Genomic DNA, 23,149 nt, shown 5'->3' on the forward strand with positions numbered 1-23,149 from the left:
TTATCTGCGCTGTCTGTTCATATTTTTGTCAAAACTCTATAAAAATGAGCTTTTGCACACGCTTTAAATACCACTTACTTGTCAAAGTAAAAAAACTCGTTAATTTCGTTAAATTGGAACCCGTTAATTCTATTCTCTGTACTTGTTTTCGCCCCTTTTAGCAGTACATCAAAGGAAAGTAGTACCCAATTTATGTTTAGATTCTATCGTAAGCAGAAGTTTAAGCGCCTTCAAAATACCCTAATGCTGGCATTTCTTGTCCTCAGTATTACCCCTGTGACACTTATCGCGATATTTTTCCTCCAATCGCACAGTCAGGATCTCCAGGAACAAAGCACCTCACACCTTGTTTCGGTTCGTGATACTAAGCAGCAGCAAATTGTCGATTACCTACAAGCTCAAGAATCCCAAGTGATGGGCTTTGTTCGCTCAGAATTGGCCAATGCCAGTGGCGGGCGATTTTATGGTTTGATCAATGCATTTCAACGATTGGGGTTAGATATTGACGAGGCACGCAGTAATGCGCAGCAGCGCTACATTCAGGGGTCTGGCGATCAAATCAAAACGTCGATCCTCCCTGAATCCAGCAGCTTTATTGGCAGCGAGCGTTATCGCCTGCTCCACAAGCGCTACCATAATGCTTACCTAGAACTGCTTAAACGCTCTGATTTTGACGATATTCTCTTAGTTGATATCAACGGTAACGTCGCTTATTCCGTCTTTAAAAATGACGATTACGGCACCAACTTGCTGACTGGCAAATACAAGGATTCCAACCTAGGTATTACCTTTCAACGACTAGCCAAAGACGTAACCGACCGACGCAAATCTAACGAAGATTACACGCCGGTTATCGTTTCTGACTTTAAAGACGAGAATGGCAAACAGACCGCATGGCTAGGCGCACCTATCGTTCAACAAGGCTACCTACACAGTTACGCGATGTTTAGGCTACCAATCAACGGCATTACTAAGTTGATTGCGGATCTCAACAAGAGTTCGAATATTCAAACGCTGCTTGTAGGTGATGATCACCTGCCGCGTAGCCTTGCTCATTCACAAGAATCTATCAACTTGAGCCTAGATGTTGTCGATAAAGCATTGGCTGGCGAAACAGCGGTTGGCACCTTCGACAACACCCTAGATCAAGCGATCATCGCGGCATATACGCCAATTGAGCTGAAATACGCAACATGGGCTCTTGTCGTAGAGCTGCCAGAGAAAGAGGCGTTTGCCCGTATTCATCAGTTAGAAAAGATCTTCGTGATCGTGATGCTAACGGCGATCATTCTGGTAGTCGTTGCATCGCACTATCTGTCTAACTTCATCACATCCCCACTGCTTAAACTGACGTGGGCTGCCGAAAAAGTATCGGCGGGTGATCTCGATGAAACCATGATCAATACCGAGCGCAAAGATGAGATAGGCCGACTCGCGGTGAGCTTCGAAAGAATGCAGCGATCTATTCGTGAAAAAATGCAGCTCATCAAAAGCCAAAACGATGAGCTTGAGGACAACCTTAAGACCATTCAAAAGCAAAACGAAGAGTTACAACTGGCCAATAAACTCAAAGATGAGTTCTTAGCGACTACTTCACATGAATTGAGAACACCACTGCATGGCATGGTGGGTATCGCTGAAGCGTTGATATCTGGAGCGAACGGCCCTATTCCAGCAAACCAGAAGTATCAGTTAGATATCATCATCAATAGCGGTCAGAGATTGGCGACCTTGGTTGATGATCTGCTTGATTATCACAAGATGCGCTATGGCAGCTTAGATATTAAGAAATCAGCCGTTGATTTGTCGGCAGCCACCAGCTTGGTCCTAGAGTTGTCTCATCACCTATTGGGCAATAAGCCAATCCGTATTATTAACCAAGTCCCAAGTGATTTAGGTCTGGTTTCATCGGATCCTCAACGACTTGAGCAAGTGATGTATAACTTGGTCGGCAATGCCATCAAGTACACCTCAGAAGGTAAAATTGTTATCTCTGCCAGCGTTATCGATGACAACATTCGTGTACAAGTTGTCGATACTGGCCAAGGTATACCGGCCGAGTACCTTGAGCACATCTTTGAGCCATTGATTCAAGCAGGCCAAGATGCGAGTAACTACCGCCAAGGTGCAGGGCTTGGATTATCGATCAGTCGTCAGTTGATCGAGCTAATGGGCGGTTCACTGTACGTTAGTAGCCAACCAATGCTCGGCACTACGTTTAGCTTTACCCTGCCCCTAGCTACTCAAGATGAGTTAGACAGTTACAACGAATCAGGTCACTACTCGCACTTCCAAGCGCCTGATTTAATTGATAACAGCCAACAAGAAAATAGTGTTATCAGTGAAAACCCAGATGGCCCGTTATTGGTTATCGCCGATGATGAGCCGGTTAACCTGCGAGTATTAGACAGCTTCTTGAAGTTAGAAGGTTATCGAGTACGTACTGCATGTGATGGCCCTGAAACCATTGAACTGATTGAGAAAGAGAAGCCAGAGCTGCTTCTACTCGACATCATGATGCCAGGAATGAGCGGCTATCAGGTTTGTGAAGCACTGCGTAAGCAATACGATCATGCTCAGTTGCCAATCATCATGCTAACGGCACTCAACCAAGCAGAAGACCGTGTTCGAGGTTTCGAAGCTGGCGCCAATGACTACTTGTCTAAACCGTTCAACAAACAAGAACTAGCGGCTCGAATTACAGCACATCTATCAGCAAGCAAAGCTGAACAGAGACGCCTTGAAAACGACCAACTGCAACTCGAGCTCAAACATAGAGCGATGGTTGAGGCTAACTTGTTAGAAACTCAAGGCCGCTTATTAGAGCAACTAGAATCGGCACCTGAAGCCATCATCTGTATTCGTGACGACCAACGTATTCGCTTTGCTAACGAAGCTGCGGCGAAGCTATTCAGACGCGGACAAGAACAACTTAAACGCTCAATGGTCGACGAGATCATTGCGCCTAAATACCTTAAGGTAGAACAAGCCCACTACTGCGGTGATATTGATATCTATATAGACGATACACGTCAGCGCATACCAAGTGACATCCTTAAGCTGCCTGAAGGCTCAGGGCTCGACACCATGTATATCTTCAATGTAGGTGGTGGTGTTAACTCAAACCGAATCAATAACCTTGAAACGGCGGTTGAAGCTCTCTCTAGTTATGCCTTTGAAGGCGACAAAGATAAGTTGCAACAGTTGAAGGAGCTTGGCGGAGAATTTACTCGTCTTGCTGACAAGGCAACCGGTGAAGGTAAAAACAAGCAAGAGTTAATGCGCGAGGTACTGGTCGATGCGATGACTAATGCCATCATCTACTGGGAATCGGTGACTGGTGAAACCAAGTTCGCTTTCGCCGAGAAGAGTGGCTTGTGGCGCGTCTACTTAGACCGCAGTACGCTGCAAACTCGAACGCTAGACAAATACCTACGCGTAGAAACCCTACCGAAAACCCCTCGCTGGCGAACGGTACTGAGCTCAATCGAATTCATACTGGAACACTGTAAAGAACAGACGCCAGAAAGAACCCATATTGAGATGCTAAGAGATAAACTTCAGAAACTACTGACCAGTTAATCCCTGAACCAACATCACGATACTTTGAATAATGGAGCCCACCTAGCGTGGGCTTTTTTGTACGCCTAATAATCACAAAAAGTAGAATCCCATCGCTTGCAACGCACTTTTTTTACGCCCTTAAACAAGGAGGAATTCACGCCAATTACGTACAGTGTGGGCTCGTAACCGTCAGTACTTTTCGTTCTATTCTCAATCATATCTGACTCTTTGTTGCAGTTTGAGAAGCGAGTCACAACAGAACGGCAGATTTAATTTTCTAGGGAAATTTAACGTAAAACTGGCAAGTGACCGAGATCTACAATTATACCAACGTAGGGTAAGGCATTATAATAAAAAGCCTTTAAAGTTAGTGGCCACTTACAACCTGCAAGAACCTCAAAACCAAATGCGAGTCACATCACTTTAACAATTGCGTACGAAAAACCACCAAAGCAACCTATTTTGACGTTAATGACGTGGGGTTGTGTGTTTTTAACGTTTTTGACGGGAAACGAGTTTGATTAATTCATCGATAAGGTGTTTTCTTACTCCTGCCAAAGGCCTACAGGCCACTCTTACCACTTCTCAGAATCAACGATGAATCTGGAGCAACGAAGAAGAGGTAGGCCTTTAACCAGAGTGTGTATCTACTAAACAATTTAGCGACAGATAACATTCAATCCATTAGTGAAATGAAAGCAAATAGTAAGGAACAGCTATGCTTGCCAATATAAAAAAAACAGCAATAGCAACAGCAATTATTGCAACTGCTACAACAGGTTTTGCATCAGTAGCAACCGCTGCAGAACGCAGTGAACTGACCGTTCACCCGAAAGAGTACACTACATTCGTACGTAACTTTAACCCGTACCTTGGTGCTACTAACCTACATACTACAACTGACTTCATGTATGAGCCGCTAGTAGTATTTAACGAAATGCACGGTAACACTCCAGTGTTCCGTCTAGCTGAAAACTTCAAGATGTCAGATGATCTGATGAGCGTTGTTTTCGACATTCGTAAGGGTGTTAAATGGTCTGACGGAGAAACTTTCTCTGCTGATGATGTTGTTTTTTCTTTCAACCTTGTAAAAGAGAAGCCAGAGCTTGACCAATCTGGTATCAACTCTTGGGTAACTTCTGTAGAAAAACTGAACGACAACCAAGTTAAGTTCACACTAACAGAAGCAAACTCAAACGTACCTTACGAGATTGCTAAAGTACCTGTAGTACCTAAGCACATCTGGAAAGACGTTAAAGATCCATCAACGTTTACCAATGAGAACCCGGTAGGTTCTGGTCCATTTACAGAAATCGATACGTTTACAGCGCAGCTATACATCCAGTGTGCAAACCCGAACTACTGGGATGCAGACAACCTAGATGTTGACTGTCTACGTGTTCCACAAATTGCGAACAACGACCAATTCCTAGGTAAAGTTGTAAACAGTGAAATGGACTGGACGTCTTCTTTCGTTCCAGATATCGATCGTACATACGCAGCAGCTAGCCCTAAACACCACTACTGGTACCCGCCAGCAGGTACACAGGCATTCATCGTTAACTTCAAGCACCCTGATGCTGCGAAGCATGAAGCATTGAGCAACGTTGACTTCCGTCGTGCTTTCTCTATGGCTCTTGACCGTCAAACTATCATCGACATCGCATTCTACGGGGGCGGTACTGTAAACGATTTCGCATCGGGTCTTGGCTACGCGTTTGAAGCTTGGTCTGATGAAAAAACTCATGACAAGTACAAAGGCTTCAACACTTACAACGCTGAAGGCGCGAAGAAGCTTCTTGCTGACGCTGGCTTCAAAGATGTAAACAAAGATGGTTTTGTTGACACTCCATCAGGCAAGTCTTTCGAACTAATGATTCAATCGCCAAACGGCTGGACTGACTTCAACAACACAGTTCAACTAGCGGTAGAACAGCTAAACGAAATCGGTATTAAAGCAAAAGCTCGTACACCTGACTTCTCTGTTTACAACCAAGCAATGCTTGAAGGTACATACGACGTAGCATACACAAACTACTTCCACGGTGCGGATCCATACACGTACTGGAACAGTGCTTACAACTCATCACTACAATCTGGTGATGGTATGCCTCGTTTCGCAATGCACTTCTACAAAAACGACAAGCTAGATGGTCTTCTAAACAGCTTCTACAAAACAGCTGATAAGAACGAGCAGCTAGACATTGCACACGGTATCCAGCAAATCATCGCTGCAGACCAAGTGACAATCCCTGTGATGTCTGGTGCTTACATGTACCAATACAACACAACTCGCTTCACTGGTTGGTGGAACGAAGAAAATCCAAAAGGCCGTCCAAACATTTGGGCTGGTATTCCAGAGCGTCTACTTCATGTACTGGACCTAAAACCAGTTAAATAAGTAATCGTTCAATCCTTGCGGCGTAACCTCTTACGCCGCTTATAAAAATCCCCACACTCTCAATTGAAAGTATGGCGCTAGTCGTCAGGGGGTTTTTCGTTCCAAATTTCGCTAGGAGCGACCTGAATCCAGAAACAGGGAAACAATCTGGGTGAGTAAGGTGTGAGTTATGGGTTATTTTTTAAGACGTTTGTCATTTTATTTTGTCGCGCTATTAGTTGCTGCGACGTTAAACTTTATTATTCCAAGAGCAATGCCTGGTGACCCAGTTACCATGATGTTTGCGAACGCTTCTGTACAAGTTACTCCAGAGCGTATTGCTGCAATGAAAGAACTATTAGGCTTCGTTGATGGTGGCTACTTAGTTCAATACGTGGCGTACATGAAGAACATTCTTAGCTGGGAACTTGGTACATCAATTCAATTCTACCCACTTTCTGTAAACACACTGTTGGGTGGAGCATTCGGTTGGTCGCTTTTCTTAGCCGGCACCGCAGTTATTCTTTCTTTCTCGATTGGTTCAATCCTAGGTATTTTCGCAGCGTGGAAACGCGGCAGTAAGTACGATGCCTTCGTAACGCCAGGGATGCTGATTCTACAAGCCGTTCCTCAAGTTGTTATCGCGATGATTGCACTATTTACCTTTGCAATTGGCTTGAAGTGGTTCCCAACAGGGTATGCCTACACCGCTGGTACTATACCTGATTGGACAAGCTGGGCATTCATTAAAGATGTCGCTTACCACGCCTTCTTACCACTGTTCTGTGCTTCTGTTGTTCAAATTGGTGGCTTCCTAGTAAACATGCGTAACAACATGATCAACCTATTAGCCGAAGACTACATCACCATGGCGAAAGGCAAAGGCCTGAGCGAAAACCGAGTGGTATTCAACTACGCAGCTCGTAACGCGATGCTACCTAGTGTGACAGCCCTTTCAATGTCCCTAGGTATGGCAATCGGTGGTCAGTTAATTATCGAAATCATCTTTAACTACCCGGGTCTTGGCAGCGTACTTTTCAACGCAATTAACGCTCGTGACTACCAAGTACTGCAAGGTCAGCTGCTTATCATGACGCTATTCATGCTGTTCTTTAACCTAGTTGCAGACATGCTTTACGTTGTTCTTGACCCTCGTCTTCGTAAGGGTGGTAAATAATCATGAAAGACTTTCTAAAACTCATTTGGCGTAACCCGATGGCCCTAACAGGCGTCATCATCCTAAGTATTTTTATTCTTGGCGCGATTGCAGCTCCATTAATCACCAAACATGTACCAGACAAGCGTACAGGTAACCCACACGAATATCCTGGTTTCGTGGTGAAGTCTGCACAAACTAACCCTGATGGCTGGGTTGCTCAAAATCTAGCAGACGACCGTCGTACATTGATCATGTCTAAAAAAGCAGACCACGTACTAGGTACAACTCGTATGGGTCGTGACGTTTGGTCTCAAGTGGTATACGGCGCACGCGTATCTCTTGCTGTAGGTTTTGGTGCGGGTCTAACCGTATGTTTACTCGCAACTGTTATTGGTGTTTCTGCAGGTTACTTCGGTGGCCGTGTCGATGACGTTCTAACAGCCGCAATGAACATCATGCTGGTAATCCCTCAATACCCATTACTGTTCGTAGTAGCAGCCTTTATCGGTGAGGCAGGGCCACTCACCATAACCTTGGTTATCGGCTTTATGTCCTGGGCTTGGGGCGCCCGTGTTGTTCGCTCCCAGACCTTAGCACTGCGTGAAAAAGAGTTTGTAAAAGCCGCTGAAGTTTTGGGTGAATCTTCATTCCGCATCATCTTCGTAGAGATTCTGCCAAACCTTATCTCTATCGTTGGCGCAAGCTTCATCGGTTCGGTGATGTACGCAATCATGATGGAAGCAACCATCTCGTTCCTAGGTCTTGGTGACCCGAACACAATCAGCTGGGGCATCATGCTTTACAACGTTCAAACCTCTTCATCAATGCTGATTGGCGCTTGGTGGGAACTGCTGGCTCCTTGTATCGCACTGACACTACTTGTAACTGGCCTTGCTCTACTTAACTTCGCGGTCGATGAAATTGCTAACCCGCAACTGCGTTCTCACAAAGGCATGAAGCGTTGGAAGAAACTAGCAGCACAAGACAAAGAAGAACGTGAACCAGAACTACCACCACAAAATGCACTTTGGAGCGGAGATAAATAATCATGTCTGAACCACTAATTTCTATCCGCAACTTATGCGTGGATTACATCACAGAGTCTGGCGATGTTCGTGCGTGTAACAACGTAAGTTTCGACATCGCTCCAGGTGAAGTCTTCGGCCTAGCTGGTGAATCTGGCTGTGGTAAATCAACGGTCGCTTTCTCTCTTATGCGTCTTCATAAGCCGCCCGCTTACATCAGTGGTGGTGAGGTTATCTTCAACGGTGAGAACATCCTTGAATACAGTGATGACCGTATGCAGTCGTTCCGTTGGAGTGAGATGTCGATGGTATTCCAGAGCGCGATGAACGCACTCAACCCAGTACTACCGATGGAAGAGCAGTTCTGTGACGTAATCATGCGTCACACCAACATGACTCGCGAGCAAGCTAAGCAGCGTGCTGAAGGTCTACTTGAAATCGTCGATATTCACCCGAGCCGATTGAGTGACTATCCTCACCAATTCTCTGGCGGCATGCGTCAGCGCTTGGTTATTGCTATCGCGTTAGCACTGAATCCAAAGCTGATCATTATGGATGAGCCGACAACCGCACTTGATGTGGTTGTGCAACGCGAAATCCTACAAAAGATCTATGCACTGAAAGAAGAGTTTGGCTTCTCGATTCTGTTCATCACCCATGACTTGTCATTGATGGTCGAGTTCTCTGACCGCATCGGCATCATGTACTCAGGTGAGCTAATCGAAGTAGCTAACTCTCAAGATATTCTAGAAAACCCTTACCACCCTTACACCAAAGGGTTGGGAAGTTCTTTCCCTCCACTGACAGGGCCAAAGACAAAGTTAGCAGGTATTCCGGGTAACCCTCTGAACCTGTTAGAGATCCCTGAAGGGTGTCGTTTCCAAGCTCGTTGTGACCGTGTACATGAAAAGTGTACCAAGGTGCCAACCAAGCTGCGTTCTATCGACCCGGGACATTTGTCTAACTGCCACCTGTACGGTGACCCAATAGTACAAAGGAAGCTATAGCTTGCACGCTGACTCAGCGTGAATAACGAACAAGGCGGCTCGACCGCCTAAAAACAAGCAAAGCGAATAAGGATTCTGGAGACAATTATGAGCAAAGATTTCGGTCAATTATTGGTAGAAGGCAAGAATGTCGTAAAAGACTTCCCAATAAGCAGTACCACCATTCAAACCCCAATGATGCGTGCGATTAACGACGTGTCATTCAAGATGTACAAAAGCCGTGGCCTAGCAGTGGTTGGTGAGTCTGGTTCAGGCAAATCAACAACCGCAAAAATGATCGCAAAAATGTACGCACCTTCAGGCGGCACGATCGAATACAAAGGTCGTGATATCCAAGAGATCTCAAGCAGAAAAGATCTTATGCACTACCGTGAAGGCGTGCAGATGGTATGGCAAGACCCGTTTGGTTCATTGAACCCAACGCACAATATCTTCCACCACATTGCTCGACCACTGTTGATCCACAAGAAAGTATCTCCGGGCAACAAGAAAGAGCTAGAAGAGCGTGTTTACGATCTTTTAGAGCAAGTGGGCCTGATCCCACCAAAAGAGACGGCGAAGAAGTACCCTCACCAACTGTCTGGCGGCCAACGTCAACGTGTCAACCTAGCCCGCAACATCGCGGTAGGTGCCGAAGTTGTACTAGCCGATGAGCCAACTTCAATGCTTGATGTATCGATTCGTGCCGGTGTTTTGAACCTGATGGAAGAGATGAAGTTCGAGAAGCAAATGTCTCTGCTTTACATCACTCACGATATCGCAACCGCTCGTTACATCGCTGAAGACCTTTCGGTGATGTACGTGGGACACATGGTGGAATGGGGCGATACCGATGACGTGATTGCTAACCCTCAGCACCCATACACCCAATTGCTTGTTTCGGCCGTTCCAGATCCTAAGAAGTCGATCCACGAGCAACTTGCAGGCAACAAAGGTGAGATTCCTCTGTGGACACCAGTATCAGCAGGCTGCCCATTTGCAGGCAGATGTACTCACGCAATGGATAAGTGCAAAGAGCAGCTACCAGGGGTTACGCAGCTCGCTGATAACCACTTTGTGCGCTGTTACCTACACGAAAGCTAAGCAATAAAACCCAAGTTAGGGTCTTCGGACCCTAACTATTTATATCCAAAACATTCAAGTACCTAGCCAATAGAAACTAGGACTGTCGGAGAATATTGATGCTGTTATTGACCAACCATATTGGCTATGAGTCCACAGGCCCGAAGCAAGCTATCCTACAAACTAAGAAAGCTCGCCTATCAAGCACTACGGCTCTACTCGTCTGTGCTGACAACCATATGACTGTCGGAAATTTTGATGTGGTTAAACAAGGCCGCGTAGCAAATTGGCATCAAGGGCAATTCTTCACTATTGATTTCAGTTCAGTCACTGAATCTGGTCGCTACTACCTACGTTTTGACAACCTGCGTTCAGAAGTATTTGAGATTGGTAGCAACCTATTAATGAACCACACGTTTTCTGATGTGCTTCATTACTTTAAGTCACAACGCTGTGGCGGTAATTTCGACAAAAAAGATCGACAAGCACAAATTCTAGGTACCGACCGATACGTCGATGTCCACGGTGGATGGTATGACGCATCAGGTGATGTCAGTAAATATTTTAGCCACCTGTCTTATGGTAACTACCTAAACCCACAACAAATTCCGATGGTCGTTTGGAACATGCTAAAAAGCGTACGCTTGACTAGCCATAACCCAGACTTCCCGAAATTCTCCATGACTCGTCTAACGGAAGAGGCTCTGTTCGGTGCCGACTTCTTAGTGCGTATGCAAGACGCTGACGGATACTTCTATATGACGGTATTCGACAAATGGAGCAAAGATATCAACCAACGCGATATCTGCGCTTATGCGACTCAAGAAGGTCATAAATCAACGGACTTACAAGCGGGCTACCGACAAGGTGCAGGTGTTGCTATCGCAGCATTAGCCGCAGCTTCTGAGCTTGAAATCTCTGGCAGCTACTCGAGCCACACATACCTTGAAATGGCGGTTAAGGGTTACTGGCATCTAAAAGAGTACAACCTCCAGTATCTAAACGATGGTGAAGAGAACATCATCGATGAGTATTGCGCCCTACTCGCAGCCAATGAGCTGTATCGCGTAACACAAGACCAGCAATACCTATCAGAAGCAAGAACTTGGGCGACTCGTTTAATCTCTCGTCAGCAATCCGATGATTCATTTGAGCACTTCTGGTCGGCAAACTCTGATGGCTCTCGTCCATACTTTCACGCAGCTGAAGCCGGTCTTCCTGTGATTGCACTATGTGAATACATCGACAACGAAACCGATGCTGAATTAAAAGAACAGGCGCGCACAGTTGTTGAACAAGCTTGTCAGTTCGAAATCAACATCACCGACAAAGTCACCAACCCATTTGGCTATCCAAGACAATACGTTAAATCTGTCGATGGTGATAAACGTGATGCCTTCTTCGTCGCTCAACAGAACGAAACCGGTTACTGGTGGCAAGGCGAGAACGCACGCCTTGGCTCACTCGCAACCATGGCTTACCTAGTTCAACCGCACATTAAAGATAGCGAACTTCAAGAGCGCTTAATCCAGCTTTCACAAAATAGCCTTGATTGGATCTTGGGCCTCAACCCATACCACATGTGCATGCTCGATGGTCATGGCCATAACAACCCAGACTACCTACCTCAGCTTGGGTTCTTCAATGCGAAAGGCGGTATCTGTAATGGCATCACAGCTGGTTTTGAAGATGAACAAGACATTGCGTTCAATCCACCAGCACAAAAAGATGACATGCTTCAAAACTGGCGCTGGGGTGAGCAATGGATCCCTCATGGTGCGTGGTTCTTATTAGCAACCGCTGCACAGTTCAACTTCTTAGCTCAGCGTAAGGAGCAATAATCATGACTCTTTACTACGTCGGTATTGATGGTGGTGGTACTTCTTGTCGTGCTCGTATTCGTGACGCTCAAGGCAAACTGATTGGTGAAGCGAAAAGTGGCAGTGGCAACATCCTTTTGGGTGTTGATGTTGCGATGAGCTCAATTATTGATGCCATCACAAAAGCGGCACAACAAGGGCAACTCAACTCAGACCATTTTTCAAATATGCATGTTGGCCTAGCGCTGGCTGGCGCTGAGCAAAAATCAGCATGGTTCGACTTCATGGCTCAACCACACCCTTTCGCAAGCATGACACTAAATACCGACGCTTATGGCGCTTGCATTGGTGCTCACAATGGCCAAGACGGCGCAATCATGATCGGTGGTACGGGTTCTTGCGGTATCTTCCTAAAAGACGGTGAGCAACATGTGGTTGGCGGTCGTGAATTTCCGATTTCAGATCAAGGCGGCGGCGCAGTCATGGGCTTACGTTTGATTCAACAAGTCTTGCTTGCAGAAGACGGTATTCGCAACAAAACCCCGCTGACTCTACATGTGATGAATCACTTTAATAATGATGTGGATGCCATTGTCGAATGGTCAAAAGGTGCTATTCCAAAGGATTACGGTCAATTCTCACCAGTTATTTTTCAACTCGCTAACGAAGGTGACGAACTGGCTATCGATATGCTCAAGCAGACCGCGGCTGATATCGAAATGTTTGTCTTAGCACTGCATCGAAAAGGCGCTGACAAGGTGTGCTTAATGGGAAGTATCGCTGAGCGTATTCTCAACTGGCTATCACCACCAGTACAACAATGGATCGTTAAACCTCAATTCGACGCTATTGAAGGCGCATTGATGTTTGCCGGAAAACCACAACACAACTTGTATCAACAGGCTTAGCAGGGAAGTTATATGAATTATCGCATCGACTTAGCTGTTCTTTCTGAACAAAAAAATAACTGCCGATTTGGCCTTACGGTACATAACTTAAGTGACCTCGACGTAAAAGATTGGTCTCTGCACTTTGCATTTGATCGTTTCATCCTTCCAGAGAGTTTATCGCAAGGAGAGCTGACTCAAGTTGGCAGCTTTTGCTCATTCACACCAAGTTCGTCAGTGTTACAGGCCAACAACCATTACTACCTTGAATTCAGTATTCAAAGCGCACCATTCCGCTTCTATTCTGATGGCCTTAACGATGCCTTTATCCAGTCACATAATGATGGAGAAACATCGGTACTGCCTGTCGCGATATCACCCATAGTACTGGCTTCGCCATACCGTGAACGCAATCAAATACCTGAAGTTAACGCTGCTGAGATTGCATTGATTCCTCAGCCTAATCAGATCGAATTTCAGCAAGGTAGTTTCGCGCTAAGTAACTTCGCGCTAAATAACGACTGCAGAATTGAGGTTCAATCTCATCTTGCTGATAAGGCAGTCTCTTGGTTCCAGCAAGAGTTGCTCTCGACCTTTGAGCTGTCTCTTTCGACCGCGCTTTCAGCTGAACTTTCAAAAGACGAAAGCGGCAACATTCTATTTCGCAGCAACCCGACGTTAGATGAAGCCGAATACAAACTGACCATCACTGCACAACAGATTATTGCTGAATCAGGCAGCCAGTCGGGCTTTACACACGCTGTGGCAAGCTTGATTCAACTAGTTCAACAACTGGACGCAGAGAACTTCTCTCTACCATGTTGTAAGATAGCCGACCAACCGCGCTTTAAGTACCGCGGCATGATGTTGGATTGCGCTCGTCACTTCCACTCAGTGGATCAAGTGAAGCGTTTAATCAACCAATTGGCGCACTACAAATTCAACGTTTTTCACTGGCATCTCACCGATGATGAAGGCTGGAGAATTGAGATAAAGAGCCTGCCACAGCTAACAGAAATTGGCGCTTGGCGTGGCCCTGATCATGCACTAGAGCCGCAATATACCCACATTGCGGAAAACTACGGCGGCTTCTACACGCAACAACAAATTCGTGAAGTCATTGAATATGCAGAGCAACGCAGCATCACGGTGATCCCAGAGATCGATATTCCGGGACACTGCCGTGCCGCAATCAAATCACTGCCTGACATGTTGGTAGAGCAAGCTGACACTACTCAATACAAAAGCATTCAGCACTACAACGACAACGTCCTAAACCCAGGTTTACCAGGCACTTACCAATTTCTAGATGCAGTTATTGAAGAAGTCGCAGAGCTGTTCCCGAGCGAATTAATTCACATGGGTGCAGACGAAGTGCCACCGGGAGTGTGGAGCAACAGCCCTGCTGCTCAAGCGTTGATGAAAGAACACCAGTACCAAGACAGCAAAGACCTACAAGGTCACCTATTCCGCTATGCCGAAAACAAGCTTAAGCAACTCGGCAAACGCATGGTCGGCTGGGAAGAAGCACAGCACGGCGACAAAGTGAGTAAAGAGACCATCATCTACTCATGGCTCAGTGAAGAAGCGGCTGTCAATTGCGCTCGCCAAGGCTTTGATGTGGTGTTGCAACCTGCACAGTTTACCTATCTCGACATGACCCAAGATTATGCACCGGAAGAACCGGGCGTAGATTGGGCTGCCGTTATCCCATTAGAACAAGCTTATACCTACGAAGCACTTGCTGAGATATCCGACACCGACCCAATTCGTAAGCGGATCCGCGGAATTCAGTGTGCTCTATGGTGTGAGATCGTCACCAACCAAAAGCGTATGGATTACATGGTATTCCCAAGAATTAGCGCTTTAGCTGAAGGATGTTGGACACATAAAAACAACCGAAACTGGCTAGATTACCTATCTCGCCTAAAGGGGCATCTGCTATTACTCGACAAACTCAATGTTGATTATCGCAACCCTTGGAAAGCTCAATAAAACAAACCAAAGCGACACTCATATCGAGTGGTTGCTGACTCAAATTAAGGTGCTCAGTTAGATACGACTCAGCATCACTATTTAAAAATTAGCTGCATAGATGCAGTTTGTTAAAAAGGAAATGACAATGAAATACGGCTATTTCGATAACGACAATCGCGAATACGTCATCACTCGCCCTGATGTACCAGCACCTTGGACAAACTACCTAGGTACTGAAAAGTTTTGTACCGTGATTTCGCACAATGCGGGCGGTTACTCGTTCTACAATTCTCCGGAATACAACCGTGTTACTAAGTTCCGTCCAAACGGCACCTTTGACCGCCCAGGACACTATGTTTACCTGCGTGATGATGAGACAGGTGATTACTGGTCTATCTCTTGGCAACCAGTGGCAAAGAGCCTAGATGAAGCGAACTACGAAGTTCGTCACGGCCTGTCATACTCAAAATTCAAATGTGAATACAGCGGCATTACCGCAACCAAGACGCTATTCGTACCTAAGGGTGAAGATGCAGAAGTTTGGGACGTTGTATTAAAGAACAACACTGACAAGCCACGTACTATCAGCACTTTCTCGTTTGTTGAGTTCTCTTTCAGCCATATTCAATCAGACAATCAAAACCATCAGATGTCTTTGTACTCTGCGGGCACGTCTTACCAAGAAGGTGTTCTGGAATACGACCTGTACTACAACACTAACGACTTTGAAGGCTTCTACTACCTAGCTTCAACTTTCTCACCAGACAGCTACGATGGCCAACGTGACAACTTCCTTGGTATGTACCGTGATGAAGCAAATCCAATTGCGGTTGAAAACGGTAAGTGTTCTAACAGCGCTCAAACTTGTTACAACCATTGTGGTTCTCTGCACAAGCAATTTACGATTCAACCCGGTGAAGAAGTTCGCTTTGCGTATGTACTCGGTATCGGTAAAGGCAACGGTGAACGCCTACGTGAGAAGTACCAAGACACAGCAAACGTAGACGCCGCTTTCCAAGGCATCAAAGATCACTGGGACGAGCGTTGCAACAAATTCCAAGTTAAGTCGCCAAACGAAGGCTTAGACACAATGATCAACACGTGGACGCTATACCAAGCGGAAACCTGTGTGGTTTGGTCACGCTTTGCATCATTCATCGAAGTTGGCGGTCGTACTGGTCTTGGTTACCGTGATACGGCTCAAGATGCTATTTCAGTACCCCATGCCAACCCACAAATGACCAAGAAACGTATTATCGACCTGCTTCGCGGCCAAGTGAAAGCGGGCTACGGTCTACACTTGTTCGATCCTGACTGGTTCGATCCAGAGAAAGCCGACGTTGAGCCATCAAAATCACCAACAGTTGTTCCAACACCGTCAGATGACGACAAGATCCACGGCATTGAAGACACATGTTCTGATGACCACCTATGGATCGTTCCGACCATTATCAAATACGTAATGGAAACCGGTGAGCACGACTTCTTCGATGAAGTGATTCCATACGCAGACGGTGGCGAGGCGACAGTTTATGAACACATGAAAGCGGCACTGAACTTCTCTGCTGAATACGTGGGTCAAACGGGTATCTGTAAAGGTCTTCGAGCTGACTGGAATGACTGTTTGAACCTAGGTGGTGGTGAATCTTCAATGGTTTCATTCCTACACTTCTGGGCGCTACAAGAATTCCTAGATCTTGCTAAGTTCCGTAATAACGATGCTGATGTTGCGAAATACACTGAAATGGCAGCTAACGTTCGCGAAGCGTGTGAAACGCACCTTTGGGATGACGAAGGCGGCTGGTACATCCGTGGTCTGACTAAAAATGGCGACAAGATCGGTACAGCACAACAAGCTGAAGGTCGTGTGCACCTTGAGTCAAACACGCTCGCGGTTCTATCTGGTGCGGTATCTCAAGAACGCGGTGAGAAAGCGATGGACGCAGTCGATGAGAACCTATTCTCTGAATACGGCCTACACCTAAACTCTCCATCATTTGCAACACCAAACGATGATATCGGCTTCGTAACTCGCGTTTACCAAGGCGTAAAAGAGAACGGCGCAATCTTCTCTCACCCTAACCCATGGGCCTGGGTGGCAGAAGCGAAGCTAGGCCGTGGTGACCGTGCGATGAAATTCTACGACGCACTAAACCCATACAACCAAAATGACATGATTGAAACACGCTACGCAGAACCATACTCGTACGTGCAGTTCATCATGGGTAAAGACCACCAAGACCACGGCCGTGCAAACCACCCATGGTTAACAGGCACCTCTGGTTGGGCTTACTTTGCGGTAACCAACTTCATTCTAGGTGTTCGTACTGGCTTCGAAGGATTAACGGTTGATCCTTGTATCCCGACTGATTGGCCAGAATTCGAGGTTACTCGTCAATGGCGTGGCGCAACTTACAACATCACAGTGCAAAACCCGAATGCAGTAAGCAAAGGCGTTGCCTCTATCACTATCAATGGTGAATCAGTTGAAGGCGCTATCCCAGTACAAGCAGAAGGCAGCGTGAACGATGTTGTCGTTGTTCTAGGCTAGTCACGCAATTTAACGAACAGCTCTTGTCTCAATTCTTTACAGGCTTGAGACAATGAGACTAAAAGGATTTTCTAATGATTAAATTTGGTACAGGTGGCTGGCGCGCTTTCATTGGTGAGGAGTTCACTAGAGAAAACGTCCGTTTGGTAGCGCAAGCACTCGCTAACATCATCAACAACGAAGATGCAGCCAAGAATGGGTTTGTGATCGGCTATGACCGTCGTTTCCTTTCCGATAAAGCCGCATGTTGGTTTGCAGAAGTACTTGCGGCGAACAACATCAAAGTAAGCTTCATCGATAAGTTTGTTCCAACACCTATCGTGATGTTCCAAGCAAAAGAGATGGGATGCACCTACTCGGCGTGTATTACCGCCTCTCACAACCCAGCCGATTACAATGGCATCAAGGTATTCATTGAAGGTGGCCGTGATGCTGATGAGATCATCACAGAGAAGATCGAACAGCAAATCGCAACACTGACCAACGAAGATATTATTCGTGTCGATTTCGAGCAAGCGTTGAATGACAAAGAGATCGAAATCATCAACCCGATGAACGCCTTTGTTGATTCCATCATTAATGCCATCGATATTGAATCGATTAAGAAAGCGAATCTACGCGTGCTGATCGACCCAATGTTTGGTGTGGCGAAAAACGCTCTGCAAACCGTGCTGATTAACGGTCGCTGTGATGTCGACGTCATCAACGATGGCAAAAACCCAGATTTTGGTGGCTTAATGCCGTCGCCAAATGCTGCAACGCTGTATCGCTTGAAGCACTTAGTTGCAGCAGAAGGCTATGACATTGGTATTGGTACTGATGGCGATGCTGACCGTTTGGGAATCATCGATGAGAAAGGTCACTTCATTCACCCTAACGAAGTACTACTCCTACTTTACTACTACTTGCTGGAATACAAAGGTTGGAAGGGCTCTGTCGTTCGTAACATCGCAACCACACATCTACTGGATAAAGTCGCGGCGGATCATGGTGAGAAGAGTTTTGAGGTTCCTGTAGGCTTTAAGCACATCAGCTCACAAATGGAGGCCGATGACTCTCTGATTGGCGGCGAAAGTTCGGGGGGTTTAACCATTCGTGGTCATATCAAAGGTAAGGATGGCGTATTTGCTTCAAGCTTACTGGTTGAGATGATCAGTGTGACAGGCAAGAAGCTGTCTGAATTACTTGATGAGATTTACTCTAAATATGGCTATGCCTACACCGCAGAAGGCGATTATAAGTTTAAACCTTCAGAGAAAGAAGCGCTCTACACTAAGATCTACGTCGAGAAGCAACTGCCTGAATTTGAATACGAAATTGAAAGAGTCAGCTATGAAGATGGTGCCAAGGTGTACTTCAAGAATGGCGGTTGGGTGATTGCTCGCTTCTCAGGAACAGAGCCGTTACTGCGAATCTTCGCAGAAATGGAAGATAAAGACACTGCAGAACGTGTTCTTCAAAAAGTGAAAGACTTCCTCTCTCTATAGGCTTATAGAGTGCAGCAGTTTTGTATGGGACTTAACAAATCACTGCCTTGTTAAAGCCTATAAGTGAAGAACTCTTGCCCAGTACTTTGATTAAAGTGCTGGGCTTTTTTATCGCGATTCTTGTAACGATTAGTATCGCGTTATATCTCTTTAAAAAGCCAATACGCCTTTGGTATCGACTTTTACGTTGACCGGCATACCCACTTCAAGTGCTTCTGACGAGGTTGCTAATAACTTCTGACCATGCGCTTCGATTACATAACGACAGTGATCACCCATAAATTGCTGTTCTAGCACCGAAATAGCACTATCTTGCTCGTAACTTGCTTGGATATGCTGGGGCCTTAGCAGAAGCTCACATGTATTGCCGAACTCAATCTCCGTTTGCGGTTTGGCTTCAACCATACCCAAACTGGTTTCAAATTCATGCTCCGAAATACGCTGTGCATTGAGGTAGCTACCGCCACCCAAAAAGTCTGCAACAAACTTACTTGAAGGATGGAAATACAACTCAGATGCCGAACCATACTGCTCAATCACACCATGGTTCATTACTGCCATTTTATCTGCAAATGCGAACGCTTCTTCACGGCTGTGAGTTACGAAGATAGCTGTAACACCCTGCTTCTTAAAAATCTTGCGAATCTGAGAAATCAGCTCATGACGAACCTGAGTATCGATGTTTGAGAATGGTTCATCTAACAGTAGCAAGTCTGGCTTGTACGCCAAAGAACGAGCAATAGCGACACGCTGTTGTTGACCACCTGAAAGTTGGTGTGGGTAGCGGTCACCGTACTCATCTAAGTGAACCAACTCCAGCATCTCTTGAACTTTGTCTTTCTTTTGCTGCTCAGAAAGGTCTTTCAAGCCAAAGCCGACATTCTGGTTTACCGTCAGGTGCGGAAACAGGGCGTAATCTTGGAAAATCATACCAATGTTACGCTGCTCTGGTGGCAACCAATTCTCGCCATCATCAATGGTTTGACAGTTCAAACTCATCACACCGCTACTCAATGGAAGTAAGCCCGCAATCGCCTTCAGTAAGGTCGTTTTACCGCAGCCACTCGCACCAAGAAGACAAACAATTTCACCATGCTCAACTTCTAACGAGAGCGCTTCCAAAATGGTTTGCGACTCATACTTACAAGTCAGATCTTTAATTGATAATGCACAACTCATTAGTTTTTCTGCTCCAAGGAACGGTTTACGATGATTAGAGGAATTAAACCCACCAACACCAATAATACAGCAGGCATCGCCGCCAATTCTAGGTGCTCATCTGAGGCATAGTTATAAACATAAGTCGCCAATGTTTCGAAGTTGAAAGGACGCAGCAGCAAGGCCGCATTCAACTCTTTCATTGATTCGATAAACACCAGTAAGCCAGCGATCAATGCGCCACGTTTAATCAAAGGTAAATGAACACGGCGTAACATCTGATTGGTATTGCAACCCATGGTTTTTGAGGCCATATCCAATGAAGGGGATACTTTACTCAAGCTGCTTTCAATACTGCCAATTGCCACTGCAGAGAAACGTACGACCATGGCAAAAATTAGCGCGAACATGGAGCCAGAGAAGATCAAACCAGGTCGCCCCCACTCCATCACTTTCGCAATGTCATTGACCAAGTGATCCATGAACAAAACAGGTACCATCACCCCAATCGCTAACACGGTGCCTGGAACGGCATAGCCCATCGAAGCGAGACGCATATAAGCCTGATTTTTCTTACTCGGACTAACGCGTTGATTAAAGTTAACAATCATCGCGATAATCACGCCAATAATCGCAGCAGCTACCGAAACGTAAAGGCTGTTGATGGCATATTCTCTGAATTCAGGGGTCCAGCTTTGAGCAAAATATTTGTAGGCGTAAATAATGAGCTGGCCAAGAGGGAATAAGAACGCAACGCAAACTAATCCCCAGCACCAGAATAGTGCCAGCCATTTTTTCCAACCAGAAAGGTCGTAACGAAAGTCTTCACGACTGCTGAATTGATTCTGGAACAGTTTCTGTTTACGACGACTGTAGCGCTCTGAACTCAACAGTAGGATCACGATAACTAGCATAATTGCCGATATTTTCGCAGCAGCCGTTAAACTTGAATAACCTAACCAGGTATCGTAAACCGCTGTCGTTAAAGTGTTGACTGCAAAGTAACTCACGGTACCAAAATCACCGATAGTTTCCATCGCAACAAGCGATAGACCTACCGCCATTGATGGACGAACAAGTGGTAAGGAGATACGACGGAAGCTTTCCCAAGGCGAGCATTTTAGCAAACGAGCAGATTGTAATAAGGAGACGTTTTGCTCCATAAATGCCGCGCGGCACAGCAAATAAACATAAGGATAGAGAACGAGAGACAGAACAATAATAGCACCAGATAAGGTTCTAATATCCGGGAACCAATACTCACCGGGTCCCCACCCAGTAAGATCTCGCAGTAGAACTTGAACAGGCCCAGCAAAGTCGAACCAATCGGTGAATATATACCCAACAATATAGCCTGGCATTGCTAATGGCAGTACTAGCGCCCATTGCAAAACCCGCTCTCCCGGAACACGGCACATTGCCATAATCCAAGCAGACGGAATACCAAAAACCAAAGACAGGAATAAGGTTCCCATGACTAAAACCACCGTATTGTAAGCATAGGTGGGCATTACTGTGGACATCAGATGAGAAAATAGCTCATCTGTTTCTCCAACAGCCGTCGTAAAAATCGCTAAGATCGGTAAAACCAGTAATACAGCAATAATGCCGCTACTGGTGTTCCATAAATAATTCTTTTCTTTCATCGCCTAACTACAAAGAGGCTTAATGAAACACAAATGCATTTGCAAATACATCTCATGTCCTTTTAATGGTGGGGTTATTTATACCCATATACTGTAATGACTTCAAGGTGAGATGCTAATAACTCAAGGGATCGACGGCGAGCTTTGTATCAAAAAGTGATTTTCCAAAACAAACAACCCCAAGTGACCGAAAATGGCGACTTGAGGTTGTCATTTTACTTGGGCCGAAGCCTACAGTAATAAATTAAAGATCGAACTTAACTTCGTCTAATAGCTTGATTGCAGCCGCGTGGTGGTTTGCAATTTCGTCTAGAGAAATAGTATCCGCTTTGAATTCACCCCATGAAGCAACAAGCTCAGAAGGTTTAACATCAGCTTTCACTGGGTATTCATAGTTCACTTCTGCATACATGCTTTGTGCTGTGTTACCCGATAGGAATTCCATTAGCTTAACGGCATTCTCTTCGTTTGGAGAGTATTTAGCCATTGCCATACCAGAGATATTCACGTGAGTACCCGTTGTCTCTTGGTTAGGGAAGTTAATGTAAACAGCGTCAGCCCAAGCTTTTTGCTCTTTATCGTTAACCATCTTGCCTAGGTAGTAGCTGTTACCAAGAGCAACATCACATAGGCCTTCTTTAATCGCTTTAACTTGTGCACGATCGTTACCTTGAGGCTTGCGTGCTAGGTTAGCTTTTACGCCTTCTAGCCACTCTTTCGTTTCAGCTTCACCTTTGTGAGCGATCATCGAAGATACTAGAGAAACATTGTATGGGTGCTTACCGCTACGCGTACAGATCTTACCTTTAAATTCAGGCTTAGTTAGATCTTCGTAAGTAAACTCCTCACCTAGACGACCAACACGGTCACGAGAAGAGTAAACGCTACGTGTACGTGTTGTTAGAGCGAACCACTCATTGTTTGTATCTTGGTATTGAGCAGGAATATTCTTTTCAAGAACTTCGCTTTCAACAGACTGAACTAAACCTTGTTTAGTTAGCTCAGATAGACGACTGATGTCTACAGTTAACACTACGTCTGCAGGGCTGTATTCGCCTTCTTGAGCTAACTTTTCTGCTAAACCTTTTTTAGCAAACTTAACGTTTACTTTAATGCCAGTCTCTTTTGTGAATTCCTTGAACATTGGTTCAACTAGGAAAGGTTGACGGTAAGAGTATACGTTTACTTCTTCCGCAGCCATTGCTGTCGGGGCAATTACACCACACGCTAGAGCTGAAAGTGTTAGCAGTTTCTTCATTGTAAAATCCTTTATATCGAAATGATAATGTCTATCAGTTGCGTTATTATATTCATCATTAACATAATTACAATGACGACCAACAAAAAATCCGTCTACTCAGACCATTCAAACTCTCACTTTTGTAACAAACCATTTCAACTTTGTGTCTTGTCGTTCCTCTTAAAC

14 protein-coding genes are annotated in these 23,149 nt (G+C 45.5%); 11 read left to right on the forward strand and 3 right to left on the reverse strand.

The window, feature by feature from the left end:
• Positions 1-192 precede the first annotated feature (192 nt).
• The 11 genes from AB4133_RS05455 (at position 193) to AB4133_RS05505 (ending at position 18,919) form a co-directional block, all read left to right on the forward strand.
• A complete protein-coding gene (locus tag AB4133_RS05455) occupies positions 193-3,582 on the forward strand; it encodes a response regulator (RefSeq protein WP_136977818.1) in 3,390 nt (1,129 codons plus the stop codon).
• Between the two features lie 700 nt (positions 3,583-4,282).
• A complete protein-coding gene (locus AB4133_RS05460; protein ID WP_017056650.1) occupies positions 4,283-5,965 on the forward strand; it encodes an ABC transporter substrate-binding protein in 1,683 nt (560 codons plus the stop codon).
• 169 nt (positions 5,966-6,134) lie between these two features.
• The gene (locus tag AB4133_RS05465; RefSeq protein WP_017059409.1) at positions 6,135-7,121 is read left to right on the forward strand and encodes an ABC transporter permease; all 987 of its coding nucleotides are present in this window, start codon (positions 6,135-6,137) and stop codon (positions 7,119-7,121) included.
• Positions 7,122-7,123: 2 nt separating this feature from the next.
• The gene (locus tag AB4133_RS05470) at positions 7,124-8,149 is read left to right on the forward strand and encodes an ABC transporter permease (protein ID WP_017056648.1); all 1,026 of its coding nucleotides are present in this window, start codon (positions 7,124-7,126) and stop codon (positions 8,147-8,149) included.
• Between the two features lie 2 nt (positions 8,150-8,151).
• Entirely contained in the window at positions 8,152-9,135 is a 984-nt protein-coding gene (locus AB4133_RS05475; RefSeq protein ID WP_017063265.1) for an ABC transporter ATP-binding protein, read from the forward strand.
• 87 nt (positions 9,136-9,222) lie between these two features.
• Positions 9,223-10,218, forward strand: coding sequence for an ABC transporter ATP-binding protein (locus AB4133_RS05480; RefSeq protein WP_017059411.1), 996 nt, complete (start codon positions 9,223-9,225; stop codon positions 10,216-10,218).
• 98 nt (positions 10,219-10,316) lie between these two features.
• Positions 10,317-12,038 carry a glycoside hydrolase family 9 protein gene (locus AB4133_RS05485; RefSeq protein WP_372224051.1) on the forward strand — a complete coding sequence of 574 codons (1,722 nt, stop codon included), beginning with the start codon at positions 10,317-10,319 and terminating at the stop codon, positions 12,036-12,038.
• 2 nt (positions 12,039-12,040) lie between these two features.
• Positions 12,041-12,925 (forward strand): N-acetylglucosamine kinase, encoded by an 885-nt coding sequence (locus AB4133_RS05490; RefSeq protein ID WP_102331935.1) that lies wholly within the window; start codon positions 12,041-12,043, stop codon positions 12,923-12,925.
• 12 nt (positions 12,926-12,937) lie between these two features.
• Entirely contained in the window at positions 12,938-14,899 is a 1,962-nt protein-coding gene (locus AB4133_RS05495) for a beta-N-acetylhexosaminidase (RefSeq protein ID WP_372224052.1), read from the forward strand.
• A 127-nt stretch (positions 14,900-15,026) separates the two neighbouring features.
• Entirely contained in the window at positions 15,027-17,432 is a 2,406-nt protein-coding gene (locus tag AB4133_RS05500; protein WP_017066806.1) for a GH36-type glycosyl hydrolase domain-containing protein, read from the forward strand.
• Positions 17,433-17,506: 74 nt separating this feature from the next.
• The gene (locus AB4133_RS05505; RefSeq protein WP_102319894.1) at positions 17,507-18,919 is read left to right on the forward strand and encodes a phosphoglucomutase/phosphomannomutase family protein; all 1,413 of its coding nucleotides are present in this window, start codon (positions 17,507-17,509) and stop codon (positions 18,917-18,919) included.
• 150 nt (positions 18,920-19,069) lie between these two features.
• Here AB4133_RS05505 and AB4133_RS05510 read toward each other — a convergent pair whose 3' ends face one another.
• The 3 genes from AB4133_RS05510 to AB4133_RS05520 all read right to left on the reverse strand — a co-directional run bounded on the left by AB4133_RS05510 (position 19,070) and on the right by AB4133_RS05520 (position 22,981).
• Positions 19,070-20,098 carry an ABC transporter ATP-binding protein gene (locus AB4133_RS05510; RefSeq protein WP_017059417.1) on the reverse strand — a complete coding sequence of 343 codons (1,029 nt, stop codon included), beginning with the start codon at positions 20,096-20,098 and terminating at the stop codon, positions 19,070-19,072.
• Entirely contained in the window at positions 20,098-21,723 is a 1,626-nt protein-coding gene (locus AB4133_RS05515; RefSeq protein WP_372224053.1) for an ABC transporter permease, read from the reverse strand. Before AB4133_RS05515 ends, AB4133_RS05510 begins: the two co-directional genes overlap by 1 nt.
• A gap of 244 nt (positions 21,724-21,967) precedes the next feature.
• Positions 21,968-22,981, reverse strand: a complete 1,014-nt coding sequence (locus AB4133_RS05520; protein WP_372224054.1) for a Fe(3+) ABC transporter substrate-binding protein — start codon at positions 22,979-22,981, stop codon at positions 21,968-21,970.
• Between the last annotated feature and the right edge of the window lie 168 nt (positions 22,982-23,149).

It is taken from the genome of Vibrio sp. 10N.286.52.F8, from assembly GCF_041468745.1.
GTDB classification, from domain to species: Bacteria; Pseudomonadota; Gammaproteobacteria; order Enterobacterales; family Vibrionaceae; genus Vibrio; species Vibrio crassostreae_C.

Coding starts and splice junctions, on each gene's coding strand:
- AB4133_RS05455 (WP_136977818.1), top strand. CDS start 193: ATGTTTAGATTCTATCGTAAGCAGAAGTTTAAGCGCCTTCAAAATACC.
- AB4133_RS05460 (WP_017056650.1), top strand. CDS start 4,283: ATGCTTGCCAATATAAAAAAAACAGCAATAGCAACAGCAATTATTGCA.
- AB4133_RS05465 (WP_017059409.1), top strand. CDS start 6,135: ATGGGTTATTTTTTAAGACGTTTGTCATTTTATTTTGTCGCGCTATTA.
- AB4133_RS05470 (WP_017056648.1), top strand. CDS start 7,124: ATGAAAGACTTTCTAAAACTCATTTGGCGTAACCCGATGGCCCTAACA.
- AB4133_RS05475 (WP_017063265.1), top strand. CDS start 8,152: ATGTCTGAACCACTAATTTCTATCCGCAACTTATGCGTGGATTACATC.
- AB4133_RS05480 (WP_017059411.1), top strand. CDS start 9,223: ATGAGCAAAGATTTCGGTCAATTATTGGTAGAAGGCAAGAATGTCGTA.
- AB4133_RS05485 (WP_372224051.1), top strand. CDS start 10,317: ATGCTGTTATTGACCAACCATATTGGCTATGAGTCCACAGGCCCGAAG.
- AB4133_RS05490 (WP_102331935.1), top strand. CDS start 12,041: ATGACTCTTTACTACGTCGGTATTGATGGTGGTGGTACTTCTTGTCGT.
- AB4133_RS05495 (WP_372224052.1), top strand. CDS start 12,938: ATGAATTATCGCATCGACTTAGCTGTTCTTTCTGAACAAAAAAATAAC.
- AB4133_RS05500 (WP_017066806.1), top strand. CDS start 15,027: ATGAAATACGGCTATTTCGATAACGACAATCGCGAATACGTCATCACT.
- AB4133_RS05505 (WP_102319894.1), top strand. CDS start 17,507: ATGATTAAATTTGGTACAGGTGGCTGGCGCGCTTTCATTGGTGAGGAG.
- AB4133_RS05510 (WP_017059417.1), bottom strand. CDS start 20,098: ATGAGTTGTGCATTATCAATTAAAGATCTGACTTGTAAGTATGAGTCG.
- AB4133_RS05515 (WP_372224053.1), bottom strand. CDS start 21,723: ATGAAAGAAAAGAATTATTTATGGAACACCAGTAGCGGCATTATTGCT.
- AB4133_RS05520 (WP_372224054.1), bottom strand. CDS start 22,981: ATGAAGAAACTGCTAACACTTTCAGCTCTAGCGTGTGGTGTAATTGCC.